Consider the following 14201-nt stretch of genomic DNA (forward strand, 5'->3'; position numbering starts at 1 on the left):
TCGACATGAGCAAAGCCACGCACTCTCCGGCCCGTTCGATCGCCGCCCATACGGTGCTGATCGTCTACACAGCGATCGCCCTGTTCCCGGTGATCCTGGTCCTGATCAACTCCTTCAAATCGAGGGATGCGATCTTCCGCTCGCCTCTGACACCGCCGGGACCGGCCACCTTCGACGCCATCGGCTACAAGACCGTGCTCGCCCAGGGCGACTTCTTCCTCTACTTCCAGAACAGCATGATCGTCACGGTGGTCTCCCTGTTCTTCGTGCTGCTGCTTGGCGGCATGGCGGCCTTTGCGCTCGCCGAATATCGCTTCAAGGGCAACACGCTAATGGGCCTCTATTTGGCCCTTGGGATCATGATCCCGATCAGGCTTGGCACCGTCGCCATCCTGCAGCTCATGGTCGCCAGCGGTCTGGTCAACACGCTGACGTCCCTCATCCTGGTCTATACGGCGCAGGGTCTGCCGCTGGCCGTATTCATCCTGTCCGAGTTCATGAAACAGGTCTCGGACGATCTCAAGAACGCCGGTCGCATCGACGGATTGTCGGAATACCGTATCTTCTTCCGCCTCGTCCTGCCGCTGGTGCGGCCGGCCATGGCAACGGTTGCGGTCTTCACCATGATCCCGATCTGGAACGATCTGTGGTTCCCGCTGATCCTGGCACCGGGCGAGAGCACCAAGACCATCACGCTCGGTACGCAGGTCTTCATTGGGCAGTTCGTCACCAATTGGAATGCCGTACTGGCGGCGCTGTCACTCGCGATCCTGCCGGTGCTGGTGCTCTATGTGATCTTCTCGCGGCAGCTCATCCGCGGCATCACCTCGGGCGCCGTCAAGTAGAGCCTGGCTCCACGCCATGCCGCCCCGCTCAGCGCGAGACGGCACGGTGACGAGCCGGCTTAAGGGCATCCGGCCTCCCCCCAATCTGCAATGAAATTCTTTCGTGGTCCGCATCGAGCGGATGAAGAAGCGCGCATGCGCCCCACCGTCAACCTTTAGGGGAAGTATCATGGGTTCGCTGAATATCGAGAATGTGAAGAAGTCGTTCGGTTCGGTCGACATCCTCAAGGGGATCAATCTGGACGTGAAAGACGGCGAGTTCGTCGTCTTCGTGGGGCCGTCGGGCTGCGGCAAGTCCACCCTGCTGCGCATCATCGCGGGGTTGGAGGACACCACCTCTGGCGCCGTGAAGATCGACGGCCAGCCCGTCAATGACGTGCCGCCCGCCAAGCGCGGCATCGCCATGGTGTTCCAGAGCTATGCGCTCTATCCCCACCTCACCGTGCGCAACAATATGGGTCTGGGCCTCAAGCAGGCTGGCGAAGACAAGGCCGAGATCGACAGGCGCATCAAGAAGGCCTCGACCATGCTCGCTCTCGAGCCTTATCTCGAGCGCCGGCCCTCCGAGCTCTCCGGCGGCCAGCGCCAGCGCGTCGCCATCGGCCGTGCCGTGGTGCGTGAGCCCAAGCTCTTCCTGTTCGACGAGCCCTTGTCCAATCTCGACGCAGCGCTCCGTGTTAACACCCGCATCGAGATTGCCCAGCTTCACCAGCGCCTCAGGGCGACGATGGTCTATGTGACGCATGATCAGGTCGAGGCCATGACTCTGGCCGACAAGATCGTGGTGCTGAATGGCGGCCATATCGAGCAGGTCGGCGCGCCCATGCAGCTCTACAACGATCCTGACAACACCTTCGTCGCCGGCTTCATCGGCTCGCCCAAGATGAATTTCGTCGACGGCGGACGCCTCGGCGAGAGCGTGAAGACCATCGGTGTGCGGCCCGAGCATGTCACCGTCAGCCGCGAGGCCGGCGACTGGAAGGGCACTGTGGTCTATGCCGAGCATCTGGGCGCCGATACCTATCTCTATCTCGACACCGAAAAGGCCGGCTCGATCACGGTGCGTCTCTCGGGCGAGTATCAGGTTGAGCCGGGTGCCGCCATCTACGCCACGCCGGATCCGGCACGGACCCTGCGCTTCGACGAGAACGGCAAGCGCCTGCGCGGGTGAGGCGTGCGAAATCCGATATGCCGGCCCTGCTCCATCGGTATGCCGATGGAGCAGGGCCGGCACACCGATCTCGCGCCCGCCTCCGTGGAGGCAGCATCACCGTCTCCCGTACTTATAGACAAAACATTCATTGTGGACTAGTTCGTCTATGCTTGCCATTTGACGGACGATTCCAGCGATGACCGATATTGTCGACGACGCCATGCCCCGCCTGATTGCGATGCGGCACGAATTGCACCGCCATCCGGAGATCTCCCGCGAGGAAGCCTGGACCTCGGCCTTCGTCGCCGAGCGCCTGACCGAAATGGGAATTCCCGTCCATACCGGTGTCGGCGGCTATGGCGTCGTCGGTGTCGTCGAGGGCAGCGGCGAGGGGCCGGGCGTGGCCCTGCGCGCCGATATGGATGCTCTCGCCATGGACGAGCACAACAGCTTCGCCCATCGCTCGCAGATACAAGGTGCCATGCATGCCTGCGGCCATGACGGGCATATGACCATGCTTCTGGGCGCGGCTTCCCATCTCTCGCAGACCCGCCGTTTCCGCGGCACGGTCTATCTGGTGTTCCAGCCGGCGGAAGAGCGCTATGGCGGCGCCCAACTCATGCTTGATGCCGGCCTGCTCGAGCGCTTCCCCGTCCGCAATATTTTCGGCCTGCACAATTGGCCCGATGTGCCGGCCGGCGAGGTGGTGGTGCATGACGGCCCGGTGATGGCCGGGGCCGGGGAGTTCACCCTGACGTTCAAGGCGCCTGGCGGCCACGCCGCCATGCCGCACATGACCGGCGATCCCGTGCTGGCCGGCAGCCATTTCGTCACCGGCATCCAGCAGGCAGTGGGCCGGGCCATCAATCCGCTCGATGCCGCCGTCGTCACCGTCGGCTCGTTCCAGGGTGGTTTTGCTCAGAACGTGATTTCGCGCGAAGCTACGCTGGCCGGCACTTTCCGCGGCCTGCGCCCCGACATTCTGGCTCTCCTGAGGACGCGCATCGAGGAGATCGCTCAGTCGGCCGCCAGGATCGCCTCGACCGAGGTCGAGATCGGCTTCGACGAGTTGCCGAGCCCGCCGGTGGTGAACACACCGGCCGAAGCCGAGATCATGAGGCGAGCTGCGCGTGCATTGCCCGGAAGCCCGGCCTTGCATGTCGGCGTGCCGACCATGGCGGGCGACGATTTCGGCGCCTTCCTCGAGCATCTGCCCGGCGCCTATGCCTGGATCGGCAATGGTCCGTCGGAGCAGCATGGCCGGCTTCACCAGCCCGACTACGATTTCAACGATGCCATCATAGGCACCGGCGTCCGCTTGTTGGTGGCAACGGCCGAGCAAGCTCTATCGTAGACAAATAATCTTCTGTAGACTTTTTGTTTCCAGTACCCTAGGTGTTGGAAGAGGCTGGAGGTGGCCGCCAGTGGCCGCCAGGATTGAGGTGGGAGCCTGCTCGGATCAAATGGACAGCCTTCATCGCTATCGCCCGATCTGCGACGCCATCGCTGCTTTGTTTCAGCCTTATGTCGAAGTGGTGCTGCACGAGCTCTCCACCGACAAGGCCGTCTATTTTGCCGGCAATTTCTCCAAGCGCGTCCCCGGGGAACCCTCGCTGCTGCATGAGGTCGACTTCGACAGCCACAATCCGGTGATCGGTCCCTATGAGAAGGTCAATTGGGATGGCCGGGCTCTCAAATCGATTACCGTCGTACTGCGCGATGAGGCGGGCAGCCCGCTCGGCGTGATGTGCATCAATGTCAACGTCTCCGATTTCCACGCCGTCATGCAGACGCTGTCGGCGCTCGTGCGTGTGCCGGAGCCGCATTATCGGCCGGACGCCTTGTTCAAGGAGGACTGGCACGAAAGAATCAACGAGTTCATCCGGCAATGGACGCATGGGCGCAATGTCGCGATTTCGGCGATGACCCATGCCGACCGCAAGGACCTGGTCGTCGCGCTCGCCGAGAGCGGCGCGTTCAGCGGCAAGAATGCCGCCGCCTATATTTCGCGCGTGCTCGGCATGGGGCGCGCGACCGTCTACAAATATTTGAGAAATGAAAAATGATTAGCCTTTCGCTGGCCCAGCTCCAGGAGTTGGTTTCGATCGACGCCGCCGCCATATCAGCCATCACCGATGCCTATGTCGCCGTGGCGGACGGACGGGCCAACGTGCCGCCGGTCGGCTATCTCGAGCTGCGCGCGCAGAATGCCGATTGCCACATCAAATATGGCTATATCGCCGGCGATCCGATCTTCGTGGTGAAGATCGCTTCCGGCTTCTATGACAATCCCAAGCGTGGCTTGCCGTCCAGCAGCGGCATGATGATCGCGATTTCAGCTGCTACCGGCGCCACCGTCGCCATCCTGAACGACGAGGGTTGGCTCACCAATCTGCGCACCGGCATCGGTGGCGCCGTCGCCACCTTCGCTCTCTGCCGTCCGGACAGCGAGGTCTTTGCCGTGCTCGGTACCGGCACGCAGGCGCGTTTCCAGATCCGCGCCGCCGCGGCGCTGGCCAAGCGCCCCGTGCAATTTCTCGTCTGGGGGCGCTCGGCGCAAAAGGCAAGAGAACTCGTCGCCGAATTCGCCGGCTCCGCCATCCAGGTGTCGCAGGCCGCGGATCTGGAGGAAGCCTGCCGCTCGGCCGACGTGATCATCGCCACCACGCCCGCGACCGCACCCTATGTGGCGAGCGAATGGATCACGCCCGGCACCCATGTCACCGCTGTCGGGGCGGATGCGCCTGGCAAGCAGGAACTGGATCCGGCCCTGATCGCAAGGGCCGATCTGCTGGTGGCCGATCTCGCCAGCCAGAGCCTCGACCATGGCGAGTTCGCCACCGCCTTCCAGGACGGCTTGTTCCGCCAGGAGGACTGCCTCGAACTCGGTGCCATCCTGAACGGATCGAAGCCGGGCCGCAGTTCGAGCGACGCGATCACCATTGCCGACCTCACCGGTCTTGCCACCCAGGACATCGCCATCGCCAGGACCGCCCTGCAGAGGGTGCCCGATCTGGTGATGTGAGGGCGTTTTTCATCGTCTTGGCGGGCGGCTGCCACGCCCACATCCGTTCAAGTTTGTTTTGAGAGGGGACTGCCGTGAAGAGACTATTGATGGTTTCGCTCGCCGCGTTGCTGAGCGTTTCGGCCGCGAAGGCGGAGAGCCTGCGCATCGCCTCCAGCGCGGATTTTCCGCCCTGGGAGTCGGTTGATGCCGCCAACGAGATCGTCGGCTTCGATCGCGACATCGGCAACGAGGTCTGCACGCGCATCGGCGCCGACTGCAGCTGGGGCAACCAGGCTTTCGACGGCCTTCTACCGGGGCTGCAGGTCGGCAAATATGATCTGATCATGTCGGGCTTGTCGATCAATGACGAGCGCGAGAAGCAGGTCGATTTTTCGGCGCCCTATGCCGATGCGCCCAACAACATCGTCGTCGCTGCGGGGAGCCCCGTGGCCCAGGCCAAGGATACCAAGGCCCTCGAAGAAGGGCTGGCCGGCAAGGTGATCGGCGCGCAGACGGGTTCGACCCACGAGGCCGTGATCCGGGCTCACTTCAAGGGTGCCGACGTCCGTCTCTATGACCGGGCCGAGCAGGTCGCCGACGATATCGTGGCCGGTCGCCTCGATGCCGGACTGATGGAGCGCTCCGCCTGGGAAGGCATGATGTCGTCCCGCAAGGACAGCGGTATCACCATCGCCGGTCCGCTGATCACCAGTGCCGATTATGCCGAGTTCGGCCGGGGGCAGGCCATTGCCCTGAAGAAGGGCCGGGACGATCTGAAGAAGCGGATCGACGAGGCCGTCAACGCCATGCTTGCCGACGGCACGGTCGCCAAGCTTTCGGAGAAGTGGTTCAAGTACGACGTCTCCTTCAAGAAGAAATGAGCGTACCCGCCGGCGCCGCTGAGCACCGCCTAGAGCCAATGTAATGCACGCCCCCTCCCGCTTCAGGGGAGGGGGACGGGCACTCCAACGTGCTCCCGAAGCGAGATCTCTTCCATGTCCGTGGTTTCAGCCTATCTCCCGCAACTCCTCCAGGGGCTTCTCGTCACCCTGCAAGTGGCTGTCGGCAGCTTCATGGTGGGGTTCGTTCTTGCCATAGCAGCCGTCTTCGCCTGGAGTTCGGGTCCCAAGCCCCTGCGCTGGCTGGTCGCCTCCTATGTGGCCGTCATTCGTGGCCTGCCGGAACTCCTGGTGATCTTCCTGGTGTTCTATGGCGGGACGGTGCTGCTCACCGGACTGGTCGGAGCCTATGTCGAGGTCAGCGCGCTGGCGGCGGGCATCGCGGCGCTGTCCTTCGTGTCGGGCGCCTATCTGACCGAGATCATGCGCGGCGCCCTGCAGACCATTCCTCTGGGCCAATGGGAGGCGGCGCGCAGCCTCGGCCTGAAGCAGGGCCAATTGTTCCGCAAGATCATCCTGCCGCAGATGTTCTCCCACGCGCTTCCCGGCCTCGGCAATCAGTGGCTGGTGATCCTGAAGGAAAGCGCGCTTGTCTCCATCGTCGGGCTGGAGGAATTGATGCGCAAGGGCGTGGTGGCGGCCGGTGCCACCCACCAGCCGATGACCTTCTATCTCATCGTCGCGGCCCTTTTTATCCTGATCACCACCGTCTCGACCGCTGTTCTGAGCTTCGGAAACAGCCGTCTGACCTGGATGCGGTAAAGCGTTTTGCGATTTGACGGAGTCATCTGGAACCGCAAAGCGCGTCGAAACAAAGAGTTAGAGCAAACAAGCGTTCATGAACGCGCTTTGCTCTAGGAGGCGACATGTCCCTGGAAATGCTGCTCCGCGCCATTCCCGTCGTTTTGACCGGGCTCAAGCTGACGCTGCTGATCACGTTGGCTGCCTTTGCGGTCGGGCAGTTCGTGGCGCTGCCGGTCGCCCTGGGCCGGGTCTCGAAGTTCCGCCTGCTGCGCGGGACGACCTGGCTCTACACCTTCCTGCTGCGCGGCAGTCCGTTGCTGGTGCAGCTTTTCATTCTCTATTACGGCCTGGCGCAGTTTCCCGCGGTTCGCAACAGCGTGCTGTGGCCTGTTCTGCGCGATCCCGTCTATTGCGCCATCCTGGCGATCGGCATCAATTCCTCGGCCTATGTCGCCGAGGTGATCGCCGGCGGCATCCGCAAGATACCGGCCGGGCAGTTCGAGGCCTGCGTGTCGCTCGGCCTGTCGCGCCGGCGCACCTTTATCGATGTTGTGCTGCCTCAGGCCTACCGGGCGATCTTCCCATCGATCGGCAACGAGCTCATCCTCGTCCTGAAGGCGAGTTCGCTCGCGAGCGCCGTGACCGTGATGGAGATGACGGGCGCGGCGCGTGCCTTTACCGCCAAGACCTATGCTCCCTTCGAAGTGTTCATCGTCGCCGGCCTCGTCTATCTCCTGGTCGGCTTTGCCTTCAGCCTGATCTTCCGGGCCGGCGAGAGCGCGCTGTTCCGTTCGACCGGCTTCGGGTCGTCCAAGGCGAGCGCGCCCTCCCGCCAGGCCGCGGAGGCCGCGCCATGATCCTGGCCTCCAATCTCACCAAGGCCTATGGCCCCCACACCGTGCTCAAGGGCGTCAGCCTGTCGGTGGGGGAGGGCCAGCGGGTGGTGTTATGCGGTCCGTCGGGCTCGGGCAAGTCGACCCTGATCCGCTGCCTCAATGGCCTGGAGACGCGCAGTGGTGGCGATATCCGCATCGCTGGCCACCATCTTGCGCCCGATTGCACCAATGTGCTCGACCTCGCCGGCGAGGTCGGCATGGTGTTCCAGCAGTTCAACCTGTTCCCGCACAAAACCGCGCTGGAAAATCTGATTCTGGCACCGCGCCGCGTGCGCGGCCTCGCGCGCAAGGAGGCGGCTGATCTCGCCATGGCGATGCTGGAGCGCATGCGCCTCGCCGATAAGGCCGCTTCCTACCCCGGCCAACTCTCCGGTGGCCAGCAGCAGCGCGTGGCCATCGCCCGGGCGCTTTGCATGGCGCCCAAGGTGATGCTGTTCGACGAGCCAACTTCCGCCCTCGACCCCGAAATGGTGAAGGAGGTGCTCGATGTCATGGTGGATCTGTCGCGCGAGGGGCTGACCATGGTTGTGGTGACCCATGAAATGGGCTTTGCCAGGAATGTGGCCGACCGCGTGGTCTTCCTCGATGGTGGCCGCATCGTCGAGAGCGCCGAACCCAAGGCCTTTTTCGAAAATCCCCAGCATCCCCGCACCCGGGATTTCCTGCACCAGATCGCGCGGCACTGATCTGGATATCGGGTGTCAGCCAAGGAGTAGACTGTCATGAACCCCGACGTTCTGGCTTCGGCCGCCCGCTCCGTGCAGGCGCGCCAGCGCATCAAGGCCCATATCTACGAAACGCCTCTGCTGCCGTCGCGGCAGATCGGCGCCGAAGCAGGCAGCCAGCTCTTCTTCAAGGCCGAGAATTTTCAGCTCACGGGCTCCTTCAAGATCCGCGGCGCCAGCGCCAAGATTTCGGCCATGGCGCCGGGACGCCATCTCGTCACGGCCTCGTCCGGCAATCATGGCATCGGCTCGTCCCAGGCTGCCCGTTCCTTCGGGCGGGACCTCACCGTGGTACTGCCTGAAACGGTCGCTGCCGCCAAGCTCGCCCGTATCCGTTCCTATGGCGTGGAGACGCGGCTGTTCGGCGCCGAGACCTGGTATTCCGAGCAGCATGCGCTCGAGCTCGCCCGTGACAAGGGTCATGAATATATCTCGGCCTATGACGATCCCGATGTGGTGGCCGGGCAGGGCACCATCGGGCTGGAACTCCTCGACCAGCACCCCGCCATCGACAATGTCTTCATCGCGATGGGCGGGGGCGGGCTGATCAGTGGGATCGGCAGCGTGTTGAAGAGCTTCCTGCCAGGCGCGCGCATCTATGGGATCGCAGCCCGCAATTCCTGCGCCTTCGCCATGTCGATGGCGGCGGGCAAGGTGGTCGAGACCGAGCACCTGGAGACGCTGGCCGACGGCGTCGCCGGCGGTGTCGCCGAGGAGACGATGACGCTTGGTCTCGCAATGTCGGTGGTCGATGAGACGATCATCTGCACGGAAGAGGAAATCGTCGCAGCACTCCGCGATCTCGCCTTCAAGGAAAACATGCTGGTGGAAGGCTCTGCCGGCCTGGCCTTGGCGGGATTCGCCAAGGTTGCGAGCGCTTGCCGCGAACAGGTCAATGTGGTGGTGCTGTGCGGGGCCAATTACGACCGGGACAAGCTGACGAAAGCGGTATTCGGCTAAAGGAGCGCCCTCCGGCTGCTGGACCGATCCGGAGGGCGTTGGCTGGTCAGGCGAGCAAACGCGTGTCCGGCGTGGCTTCGTGGGCCTGCCCATGCGTAATGGCCGTGTTGTCGCCGGCAGGTTCAGCCGAGACCGAGGTGAGCGTGATGGCCGTAACGGCGCTAAGAAGTAGAAATATAGACGTGATGATAATCTTCATTTCTGGAATCTTTCGAAAATATACGGAGATAAAGCTTCCAAAGAGGAGGTTTTATGCTCCACAAGCGCGATGAAATTTCACGCAAGCTAAAAATTAAATATTATTTCGTTATTGAATAAGAAACGACCTGGCCCTTGCCTAGTGGGCGCATACTCAAACATGCGCAATGCAGGCGAAAAGATCCATGTTTGGGCGGCTGTTGGAGCCGTTTGAATCGGCGAGAACCCCCTTCCCCCGAAAGCCTTCTGATTCTCCATCGATGTTACTTACCGGTAACACCCGGGGGTGAAATAGTCAAGGCCGCAACGATACGATGCTGACGTTTCAAGGCTGAATGGAAAAGCTCGGCGCTGCCGAGGCGCATCTTCCGTCGTATGCCGCGAGAGAGGCCAGATGGGGTGGCGTTTGCCCCATCTGGCCTCGAGCATCAGACGCGAGAACCGCTGAGCATTCGCGCGAGGGCAATGAGGATGCAGGCGCCAATAAAGCCGGCGATAAGGTAGCCCAGCCACCCACCGAAGCCCACGCCTAGCAAGCCCAGCAGAAAGCTGGCGAGGGCCGCACCTACGATGCCAAGAATGATGTTCATGAGGACGCCGGTATTGCTCTTCATGAACATTTCAGCCAGCCAACCGGCCAAGCCGCCAATGATTATCGCGGCGATCCAACCAACCTCGGGACGATCCATTCATTCACCTTTGCATCTATCGGATTGTCTGGGATTCACGCCTTGTCGATTACCGACTTGACCGCGTCCTTGACCTTGCCCTTGGCCTCCTGGACCTCTCCTTTGGCTTTTTGAATCGCGCCGTCGGCTTCCATCTCCTGATTACCCACCGCCTTGCCGACGCCTTCCTTCACCGAACCCGCCACCTTGTTGGCGATACCCTTGACCTTGTCCGTTGTGCTGTTCACTCGGTTACTCCCTTGAATGCAGACCCCCAGTTCACAAACGCTGGCGTCCTTTCGAGGTTCCGTAGTGATTTTGACTTAGGGGGGACCTCCTCGCAGTTCTTGAGCCGTGTTAGTGGTCGCAACTGGCAGGTAATAAAATCGAAACCATTCGATTCCTACCGTAATTAATCGTCAATTACAGAAGGAATTGACTGGATGGGCATGCGTATCATAAGCGGAATTTTCAGCTTTTCCATGATCATTATATTCATGGCTATGGTCTCTGGACATGCAGAAACCCTAGGCACGGCATCCTTTTATGGCCAGGAGCTGAAGGGATATCGTACCGCAAACGGAGAACGCTTCAATCCAGCAGGACTGACTGCGGCCCATCGCTCCTTACCTTTCGGAACGAAGCTGCGCGTTACCAATCTCAAGAACCACAGGAGCGTTGTCGTCCGCGTCACCGACCGAGGCCCTCACAAGCGGGGTCGCATGATCGACCTTTCCTACGGAGCCGCCAAGGCCGTCGGGATGATCGAGACGGGCACGACCAGGGTATCAGTCGCCAAGATTGCAGCGCCTTCCTTGGCCTCGGAAAAGGCCAACGCACAGCCAAAGCTTCCGCCGCGTCGACGATAGCTCATTGCCGTGCGGACAGCGGCATATCCGCCCCCTCGATCTTCGGGTTGGAGGGGTGCCTTTTGCGTCTGGGCCCTTGTTCAACCTGCTTTCGCCAAATGCGCGATAGTCGTTTAGCTGTTGATCTTTAAAGGGGGTTTTGGAGCGGGCGATGGGAATCGAACCCACGACATTCAGCTTGGGAAGCTGACGTTCTACCTCTGAACTACACCCGCGTAGCGATTGCTGCGATCTTGTAGCCTGTTTCTCGGGCGTGGATCAAGGCCACCCACACGCTTTTCATTGGATGTGACAAGGCCCGGCACAAGGCCGGGCCTGACGATCTCGCAATCATTCGCTCATAGCGCCGGTTCACGGCGCCAGCCCGTATCGACGAATCTCAGCTGTAGACCTTGAAGCGATCGTTGTCGCTCATGAAGTTCTTCTCGGGGAAGGGCTGCTCGTTGGAGCCGAAGGGCATCTGGGCGCGCAGCTTCCAGGACGTCGGCACATGCCATTCCTTCTGCACGGCCTCGTCGACCAGCGGTGCATAGTGCTGCAGGCTGGCGCCGATGCCATGCTCGGCCAGCGCCGTCCACACGGCGAACTGGGCCATGCCGCCGGACTGCTCGGAGAAGGCTGGGAAGGCGTCGGCATAGAGCGGGAACTGCTCCTGCAGGTTCTTCACCACATTCTGGTCCTCGAAGAACAGCACGGTGCCAGCGCCGGCGGCGAAACTGTCCATCTTGGCCTCGGTCGAGGCGAAGCTGTCGGCCGGCACGATCTTGCGCAGGATCTCCTTGGTCAGGTGCCAGAACTTGTCGCTCTGCTTGCCGAACAGGATCACGGCGCGCGAGCTCTGCGAGTTGAAGGAGGAAGGTACGTGCTTGATCACGTCCTGGATCAGCAGTGAGATCTCTTCCTGGCTCTTGGGCAACGTCTTGCCCAGGGCATATTGCGTGCGGCGGGTCTTGATATGGTCGATAAAGGTCTTGGACATGAGAAGAATTTCTCTCAATGAAAATTTGCCAAAGCGGAAGAGGCGCTCGAACGCAACCTCGACTGCAAAACTCCATGCCTTGAAATAGGCATATCGGAAACCTGCATAATCTCGATCGTTAGGTTCGATCAAGTTGATATGTCGATAGTGGAGCTCCGTCAGCCGCCGCTGTCGACGCCGGTCTCCGCCACGGCTTCCAGACGGGCAGTGATCTCGCGGCGCAGGGTTCGTCGCAGTTCCGCAGCCTTATAGCGGCGTTCCTCTGTCGGCCCGCTCACTGCGAGAGCCGGTACGGCCGAGGGGCGACCCTCGTCGTCAACAGCGACCATGGTGAAGTAGCAGGAATTGGTGTGCCGGCGCATACCGGAGCGGATGTTCTCCGCCTCCACCCGGATGCCGACCTCCATCGATGTCCGGCCGGCGTGGTTGATCGAGGCCAAAAAAGTGACGAGTTCCCCGACCTGGATCGGTTCCTTGAACATCACCTGGTCGACGGACAGGGTCACCGCATATTGGCCCGAGAACCGCGAAGCGCAGGAGAAGGCGACGCGGTCGAGCAGGTTGAGCAGCGCGCCGCCATGCACCTTGCCGCTGAAATTGGCCATGTCCGGTGTCATCAAGACGGTCATTTCCAGGCGGCGTCGATCCATGGGCCGGTTTCCTCTGTCCTCGTGACTCGTTGCCGAGTGTAGTGGAGAGGCCGTGGATAGGAAGCCGGAATCAGGTCTTGCTCACCGGCTGGGAGCGCAGGCGGCTGGCAAGGGAGGGATCGGCGCGGCGACAGAGCTGCGGCGGCAAGCCCTTGAGGATGAGTTCGAGATCGGCGACCGTCATGCTGCCGATCTCGAGCAGGGCATCCCTGGTGCCGCCGGTGCGATGGGCCGAGAACACCATGTTCGGCGTGGCCCGCACGGGATCGTCGGCCGGAACCGGCTCGACCGGAAAGACGTCGGTGGCCACGCGAATATGGCCGCTGCGCGCGGCGGCAAGCATGGCAGGAAAATCGACGACGGCGGCCCGGCTCATCAAAAGGAAGGCCGAGCCCTTCTGCATGCGGGCAAATTCAGATGCGCCGATGAAATGGGCGTTTTCTGTGGTGGGGGCGGCGAACACCGCCACGAAGCGGCTGCCTTCCAGCAGCGTCATGAGGTCGCTTTGCCGGCAATCCAGCCGTTCGATGATCTCGGCCGGCAGCCAGGGGTCGTAGACCCTGACCTCGTTGCGGAACGGGCGGATGAGTTCGCGGAATTTGCGGCCGAGATCCCCGAAGCCGATGATGCCGACCGAGGCGCCTTCGAAGCGGATCGTATCGCTATTGGCCTCCAGACCATAGGTTTCGGCGCCGGCGCGGAAAGTGCGGTCGGCCGCGCTGATGCCGCGTGCAAGGTCGAGAGCAAGGCCCAGCGTCGCTTCCGCCACCGGAGCCGCGAAGGCCGAGGCCGGAGTCAGCACCCAGATGCCGCGCGCCTGGCAGGCGGCATAATCGATATTGGGCAGGAAATTCGTTTCGACATTGATGATGGCTTTGAGGCGCGGGGCCCGCTCCAGCCTCTCGGCGGGCATTGCCGTCTGCCCGATGATGGCCACGGTGTGGGGCAGCAGCGCCTCGATTTCGTCGTCACTCATCGGCCTGGCTTCGCTGATGACCAGGCGTCCGAGACGTTCGAGCCGGGCTCGCACCGGCGGTGCCATGATCTGTTCGAGCGTACGCGGCAGGGGATCGACGAGAATGACGGAGGCAGCCATGGCGGGTCCTGTGCACGGAAACCTGCAAAGCATGAAGAGTCGCGAAGGAGTCTGCAATGGTCGGACCATAAGCGGGTTTGACGGCGAAGCCCGTGAATGCGTAAATCAGGGCATGTACAGCGCCATCACACGTCATATCAAAGTGACGGTCCGCCCCCGATTCCTTGCCGAGGAATCGCGGCCGGCGGAGGGACGCTATTTCTGGGCCTACACGGTCGAGATCGCCAATATGGGCCCGGAAACGGTGCAGCTTCGGTCGAGAGCCTGGGAAATCACCGACGAGAATGGCCGCCGAGAGGAAGTCAGGGGCGCGGGCGTCATCGGTGAGCAGCCCGTGCTGGAGCCCGGCGAGCGCTTCGAATACACTTCCGGCTGTCCCCTCGGAACGCCGTCCGGCCTGATGGTGGGCACCTATCTCATGGTGGCCGACAGCGGCGAGAATTTCGAGGTCGCCATTCCGGCCTTCTCGCTCGACAGCCCCTACGCCAAGCGCAGCGTCAACTGAACCCGAG

At 62.1% G+C, this 14201-nt stretch carries 18 protein-coding genes and 1 tRNA gene; 12 read left to right on the forward strand and 7 right to left on the reverse strand.

Translation table 11 applies throughout. From position 1 onward, the window contains the following. The first annotated feature begins 5 nt into the window (after window positions 1-5). The 10 genes from AB4037_RS01290 to AB4037_RS01335 all read left to right on the forward strand — a co-directional run bounded on the left by AB4037_RS01290 (window position 6) and on the right by AB4037_RS01335 (window position 9229). The gene (locus tag AB4037_RS01290; RefSeq protein ID WP_441770275.1) at window positions 6-845 is read left to right on the forward strand and encodes a carbohydrate ABC transporter permease; all 840 of its coding nucleotides are present in this window, start codon (window positions 6-8) and stop codon (window positions 843-845) included. Between the two features lie 169 nt (window positions 846-1014). Next, window positions 1015-2016, forward strand: coding sequence for an ABC transporter ATP-binding protein (locus AB4037_RS01295; RefSeq protein ID WP_441770276.1), 1002 nt, complete (start codon window positions 1015-1017; stop codon window positions 2014-2016). A 178-nt stretch (window positions 2017-2194) separates the two neighbouring features. Then, a complete protein-coding gene (locus AB4037_RS01300) occupies window positions 2195-3352 on the forward strand; it encodes a M20 metallopeptidase family protein (RefSeq protein WP_441770277.1) in 1158 nt (385 codons plus the stop codon). Between the two features lie 109 nt (window positions 3353-3461). After that, on the forward strand, window positions 3462-4064 hold the full coding sequence (locus AB4037_RS01305) for a helix-turn-helix transcriptional regulator (protein ID WP_441770278.1): 603 nt from the start codon (window positions 3462-3464) through the stop codon (window positions 4062-4064). After that, complete coding sequence (locus tag AB4037_RS01310) at window positions 4061-5023, forward strand: ornithine cyclodeaminase family protein (RefSeq protein WP_434957872.1); 963 nt, start codon at window positions 4061-4063, stop codon at window positions 5021-5023. Before AB4037_RS01305 ends, AB4037_RS01310 begins: the two co-directional genes overlap by 4 nt. Window positions 5024-5097: 74 nt before the next feature. After that, complete coding sequence (locus AB4037_RS01315) at window positions 5098-5886, forward strand: transporter substrate-binding domain-containing protein (RefSeq protein WP_441770279.1); 789 nt, start codon at window positions 5098-5100, stop codon at window positions 5884-5886. Window positions 5887-6000: 114 nt separating this feature from the next. Continuing rightward, complete coding sequence (locus AB4037_RS01320; protein ID WP_441770280.1) at window positions 6001-6666, forward strand: ABC transporter permease; 666 nt, start codon at window positions 6001-6003, stop codon at window positions 6664-6666. Window positions 6667-6770: 104 nt separating this feature from the next. Next, the gene (locus AB4037_RS01325) at window positions 6771-7505 is read left to right on the forward strand and encodes an ABC transporter permease (RefSeq protein ID WP_441770281.1); all 735 of its coding nucleotides are present in this window, start codon (window positions 6771-6773) and stop codon (window positions 7503-7505) included. Beyond that, window positions 7502-8230 (forward strand): amino acid ABC transporter ATP-binding protein, encoded by a 729-nt coding sequence (locus AB4037_RS01330; RefSeq protein ID WP_434957868.1) that lies wholly within the window; start codon window positions 7502-7504, stop codon window positions 8228-8230. The genes AB4037_RS01325 and AB4037_RS01330 overlap by 4 nt, the downstream gene beginning before the upstream one ends. Before the next feature lie 36 nt (window positions 8231-8266). Beyond that, window positions 8267-9229 carry a pyridoxal-phosphate dependent enzyme gene (locus AB4037_RS01335; RefSeq protein ID WP_434957867.1) on the forward strand — a complete coding sequence of 321 codons (963 nt, stop codon included), beginning with the start codon at window positions 8267-8269 and terminating at the stop codon, window positions 9227-9229. Between the two features lie 46 nt (window positions 9230-9275). Here AB4037_RS01335 and AB4037_RS01340 read toward each other — a convergent pair whose 3' ends face one another. The 3 genes from AB4037_RS01340 to AB4037_RS01350 all read right to left on the reverse strand — a co-directional run bounded on the left by AB4037_RS01340 (window position 9276) and on the right by AB4037_RS01350 (window position 10343). Next, window positions 9276-9428, reverse strand: a complete 153-nt coding sequence (locus tag AB4037_RS01340) for a hypothetical protein (protein WP_434957866.1) — start codon at window positions 9426-9428, stop codon at window positions 9276-9278. Window positions 9429-9855: 427 nt separating this feature from the next. Beyond that, complete coding sequence (locus AB4037_RS01345) at window positions 9856-10116, reverse strand: GlsB/YeaQ/YmgE family stress response membrane protein (protein ID WP_068288273.1); 261 nt, start codon at window positions 10114-10116, stop codon at window positions 9856-9858. A 35-nt stretch (window positions 10117-10151) separates the two neighbouring features. Beyond that, window positions 10152-10343 (reverse strand): CsbD family protein, encoded by a 192-nt coding sequence (locus AB4037_RS01350; protein ID WP_434957865.1) that lies wholly within the window; start codon window positions 10341-10343, stop codon window positions 10152-10154. 195 nt (window positions 10344-10538) lie between these two features. On the opposite strand from AB4037_RS01350, the gene AB4037_RS01355 reads away from it, so the two are divergent. Continuing rightward, window positions 10539-10964, forward strand: a complete 426-nt coding sequence (locus AB4037_RS01355; RefSeq protein ID WP_441770282.1) for a septal ring lytic transglycosylase RlpA family protein — start codon at window positions 10539-10541, stop codon at window positions 10962-10964. A 140-nt stretch (window positions 10965-11104) separates the two neighbouring features. Here the strand turns inward: AB4037_RS01355 and AB4037_RS01360 are convergent. The 4 genes from AB4037_RS01360 to AB4037_RS01375 all read right to left on the reverse strand — a co-directional run bounded on the left by AB4037_RS01360 (window position 11105) and on the right by AB4037_RS01375 (window position 13689). After that, window positions 11105-11179: transfer RNA gene (locus AB4037_RS01360), tRNA-Gly, on the reverse strand. Window positions 11180-11343: 164 nt separating this feature from the next. Then, window positions 11344-11943 (reverse strand): nitroreductase family protein, encoded by a 600-nt coding sequence (locus AB4037_RS01365; RefSeq protein ID WP_434957863.1) that lies wholly within the window; start codon window positions 11941-11943, stop codon window positions 11344-11346. Between the two features lie 158 nt (window positions 11944-12101). Further along, a complete protein-coding gene (locus AB4037_RS01370; RefSeq protein WP_434957862.1) occupies window positions 12102-12593 on the reverse strand; it encodes an acyl-CoA thioesterase in 492 nt (163 codons plus the stop codon). Window positions 12594-12663: 70 nt separating this feature from the next. Next, window positions 12664-13689, reverse strand: coding sequence for a hydroxyacid dehydrogenase (locus AB4037_RS01375; RefSeq protein WP_441770283.1), 1026 nt, complete (start codon window positions 13687-13689; stop codon window positions 12664-12666). Window positions 13690-13801: 112 nt separating this feature from the next. Here AB4037_RS01375 and apaG point away from each other — a divergent pair, with 112 nt between their 5' ends. After that, on the forward strand, window positions 13802-14194 hold the full coding sequence (gene apaG, locus AB4037_RS01380; protein ID WP_149253924.1) for a Co2+/Mg2+ efflux protein ApaG: 393 nt from the start codon (window positions 13802-13804) through the stop codon (window positions 14192-14194). Window positions 14195-14201: the final 7 nt, after the last annotated feature.

Source organism: Labrys sp. KB_33_2 (assembly GCF_052114505.1).
Lineage (GTDB): Bacteria > Pseudomonadota > Alphaproteobacteria > Rhizobiales > Labraceae > Labrys.